The organism is Mesorhizobium salmacidum (SeqCode), assembly GCF_037179605.1.
Lineage (GTDB): Bacteria > Pseudomonadota > Alphaproteobacteria > Rhizobiales > Rhizobiaceae > Mesorhizobium > Mesorhizobium salmacidum.
On sequence record NZ_JAPYKS010000062.1, the window covers coordinates 1 to 4,285 of the forward strand.

A 4,285-nucleotide genomic window follows, 5' to 3' on the forward strand; every position below is an offset into this window, starting at 1 on the left:
GCACTGCCGCCGGAGGCCTCGATCGCCGGGCCCATGCGGCTGTAGAGCAATTCGGCGCGGTGGGTGTCGATGAGGTTCATCGCGCCCTTGATGATGCCGTTGATCTCGAGGAAGTCCTCCTCGCACTGGGCGATGATGTCGACAATCGAATTGCCGATGCAAAGCACGTCATAATCCGGCATCAATGTCTCCGCCAAAAAACCCGAGCCGGCTTCTTGCCATGCCGACCGGGTGCCCTTGTGGCGATGGTCTGCCGCTTGCAGATCAACCCGCCATTGCCCTCAAGCCGCAGTCAGACCTGCCTCCCGCCGCAAGAGCTCGGCTCTGTCGGTCCTCTCCCAGCTGAACTCAGGCTCTTCACGGCCGAAGTGGCCGTAGGTCGCGGTCTTGCGGTATATCGGGCGCAACAGATCAAGCATCTTGATAATGCCTTTGGGCCTGAGATCGAACAGCTCAAGAATGAGGCGCTCGATCCTTTCTTCCTCGATCGTCGCCGTGCCAAACGTGTTGACGAAAACCGAAACCGGATTGGCCACGCCGATCGCATAAGCAATCTGCACCTCGCAAACCTCGGCAAGTCCGCCCGCCACCACATTCTTGGCGACGTAGCGGGCCGCATACGCAGCGGAACGATCGACCTTGGAGGGGTCCTTGCCGGAAAAGGCACCACCGCCGTGGCGTCCCATTCCACCGTAGGAGTCGACGATGATCTTGCGTCCAGTGAGGCCGCAGTCGCCACGCGGTCCACCGACCACGAACCGTCCCGTCGGGTTGACCAGAATTCTGATCCCTGTCGTGTCCAGGTCGGTCGGCAAGACCGGCTTGATGATCTCCTCAATGACGCCTTCCCGCAGGGCTTCCTGTGAGACCTCTTCACCATGTTGGGTCGACATGACGATGGTATCCAGCGCCACAGGCCGCAAACCTTCATAACGCACCGAGACTTGCGATTTTACGTCAGGGCGCAGCCAGCTCAGCTGTCCTGCTTCGCGGACCTCTGCCTGCCTTTTCGTCAACTGGTGAGCGAGTTGGATCGGCAAGGGCATCAGTGTATCGGTCTCCCTGCAAGCGTACCCGAACATGAGACCCTGATCCCCCGCTCCCTGATCGAGATCAACTCCTCGTCCTTGGTCGACGCCCTGGCTAATATCTGACGACTGCTCGTTGATAGCCAGAACGACCGCGCAACGCCGACCATCAAACCCGACAGCGTCGTCATCATATCCGATGTCTAGAATCGTATCGCGGGCAACTTGGCTGTAGTCGATCCGGGCGTCACTAGTGATCTCGCCGGCCAGCACGACCATCCCTGTCTTCACCAAAGTCTCACAGTTTTTCACCAGTGCTTCACAAGCGACGCGCCCCTTGGGGTCCTCACGAAGAATGGCATCGAGGATGGCATCCGAGATGTTGTCGGCCATTTTATCTGGGTGTCCGGCCCCGACCGATTCGGAGGAAAAGACAAACGCTCTAGCCATGGAATAGCCTCGCTTCGAGTTTAAGTTATATGTGTCTGGGTTGGCGCTCTTTTCGGTCGGTATCCCACATCTCCGGCACTCCATCGCCCGGTTCGGTAATGAACCCTTGCGACGAGTGCGCCAAAATACGGCGGCGCTGCTCGACCGGCTCGGTATCTAGGGCTAACAAATGCAATCACGTCCTTGGAGATCGGTCACGGTCAGGCGCCAGCCGAGCCGCGCGCGGCTCGGGCACAACCCTGACCAGCTCCGCCCGGCGACCATTCACTATCGGAGGACATGAGGAGAGCGTCCTCCACCCATACCGATCCAGGGTCATCGTTCCGCAGAGTCACCTACCAGCAACCTTTGCTTCTTCGGGAGAGGGGACTTCTCCCACGATCGCGTGCCGGACCAATTGGCCTTCTTCCAACTGCGGGTGGCAATACCGGGATGACTGATTCCGGACCTGCTGCGTTTCGATCATCAGATCGTCGGGTAAGAACCCTCAGTTTGTTCCCTTTCACTAGAGGCCGAAAACGGTGTTATGGACCAATTTATTAGACCTGTAGCGCGCTGAATTATTACCTCTGTTGCAGCAAGGGTGGGTGAAGCTGCGATAACGTGCCCGATACAATCGCGCCAATCGCCCTTGCTGACGATCGGGGTCTTAGGTTCAACATGCAACTTCACCTCGTGGACTCCCGGTAATGCGGCCGCGAGACGATCACCCTCGATCCAATCGAGGATCCCATCGACGTCCGCAGTCAGGAATCGCACGGCCGCAGTTTGCGAGTGCTTTCGGTCCAAATTCCATTCGTCGCCGACGACAAGCTTGATGTGCTCGGCGATAGGATCGAGACCGCAAGCGAGTTGGACCAGCTGTGGACCTGGGGCGCCAGAAAGACGGGGATTGACTTCGATGAGGACTGGCCCGACATCCGTCCACCGAAATTCAATGTTCGTTGGCCCCCAGCCAAGGCCTAGAGCTCGCAAACAGTCTAGCGAAAGATTGGCGATAAGTTGATTCTCGGAATCCTTCAGCAGAGCGGGAAAGCTCCACTGATGGTAGATGAAATGCGCTGGGGTTGCGAATTCACTCTCAGTAAGTCCGATAATATCACTTCCCATTATCTCGGCGTTATAACTCGGGCCTTGTGCAAATTCTTCGACCAGTATCCTCGGCGAAGACGGCCACGGGTACTTCCTGCTCGACAGGTAGTCGGCGTGTCTTATCAACTCATTGACATCCCGACACAACCGGACACCGCTGCTGCCACTTCCCACCGCTGGCTTAACAATCACCGGCAGCCCGATCTCGGCGGCGGACTTTTGAACCTCGGCTGAGTCCGCTGCCAAGCGATATCCCGGCATTGGAACTCCGGCGTCCCTGAGGATCTCGCGCTGAGTGAATTTGTCGCTACACCGTTCAACTGCGTCGGGGTTCGGTCCGGGAAAATTAAACGCTCGGCAGAGCTTGCCAACTGTCGCGTACACCGACTCGTTTTCGCCCGAGAAGCCGGTTATACCGGCAATTCCAGAGGTCTCATTCAGCAGAACACATTGCTGCATAAGCGCATCGAGATTGTTGGTGTCGACACGGACTGCCTGTACACCCTCCTCTGCAAGGTAGTTGTACTGAGCCGGATCAGCCGACAGAGTTATTGTATCAAGGCCAAGTTGCTGGGCTGCTCTGAGGTATAGGGGACCGCTATTCCTGTGACCTTCAATCAGAATGAGTGCTTTTTTTCCCATTGGGCAGTCTCCTTTGCGCGGTAAAACGCCCGCGAATTGGGCTCAGCTCACAATTTGAGCGATGTTTTGAGGCGCTAGGAGCCTACAAATCTAGAAAACATCCCTATCCCCCTAGGGAACGGTCCCGCGTTTTGTTTGAGATAAGGTGCGTAGAATCCGGCAGAGACCAACGCGTTCTCGGGAGGGAGGGTGGAGAATCCGCCAACGGTTTGCCGGCAATCCGCTGCCGAACAAAGACAGACCGGCACCGCAATGCTCTCGAACTCTGAGGTGGCATAGTCCCACGTCAATTCAACGCCCGGGGAAAGTTCTCGAATAGCGACAAAGTCGTAAGCTCCGAACCGGTTCGGGACGATCGCAAGATTGGGATCACAGCAATGATTGGTAAGGTTGGCTGGCTCCTGGAAGAGAGCATGAAAGTTCCAGTCCATCTGTATCGAGTATGCCGTCCGCCTTTCTTCCCTGCGGTCAAGGAGCCCAATAATCACAGCGTCGCCTGCCAAGAAATCGCGAGCAGCGAAGACACCGCGCCCTCTGGCGTCTCCTGTGTCGCGAATTGTTACGTTGCGGGCATTAATCCGCCTCGCACAGCCGACGTCATCTGACAAAATAGATACAGATTTGTTTAACCAGGGATTTGGCACGTCGCAATCCTTCCATGATGATAGCGGCAAACCTGGATGCCACCCGAACTGGTTTGCCGGTCGAGTCGTTACCCTACATATTCTGAGGGCAGGCCATGGTAGGCTGAGACGACTGATCTTCGTTGGAGCATCAGCCGTAGCCCTCCATTAAGCGCCACCCGGTATATGTTCGCGGCCCGTTGCTTCCGTCCTGCAAAGAGATGTTCAAAATCTATGCCAATCTGGACGGTTGCCACGAGAGGGCGCGATTCCGGTACTTCTCAGCTATTTGCTCAGGCGGTCCCGAGAATTGCTCCAAAACACGTTGTGTGGGACGATACAAATGCGACAACTAGTGTTGGGAAGCACTGATGGACGTCTAGCAGGCTTCTCTGATTGGGGTCGTTGAGGTCAAGCTCCTCCTGATATTTTTCCGGATCATGTCGCCCC

General features: G+C 56.6%; 3 protein-coding genes and 1 pseudogene. All 4 read right to left on the reverse strand.

Annotated elements, in window-relative coordinates; genetic code table 11:
- Positions 1-182 (reverse strand): annotated as a pseudogene (locus O7A60_RS31530) (adenosine kinase); the annotation flags it as partial.
- 99 nt (positions 183-281) lie between these two features.
- Positions 282-1,478, reverse strand: coding sequence for a methionine adenosyltransferase (metK, locus tag O7A60_RS31535; RefSeq protein ID WP_337109552.1), 1,197 nt, complete (start codon positions 1,476-1,478; stop codon positions 282-284).
- A gap of 465 nt (positions 1,479-1,943) precedes the next feature.
- Positions 1,944-3,212 (reverse strand): ATP-grasp domain-containing protein, encoded by a 1,269-nt coding sequence (locus tag O7A60_RS31540; protein ID WP_337109553.1) that lies wholly within the window; start codon positions 3,210-3,212, stop codon positions 1,944-1,946.
- 74 nt (positions 3,213-3,286) lie between these two features.
- Positions 3,287-3,856, reverse strand: a complete 570-nt coding sequence (locus tag O7A60_RS32090; RefSeq protein WP_415926884.1) for an SET domain-containing protein-lysine N-methyltransferase — start codon at positions 3,854-3,856, stop codon at positions 3,287-3,289.
- Between the last annotated feature and the right edge of the window lie 429 nt (positions 3,857-4,285).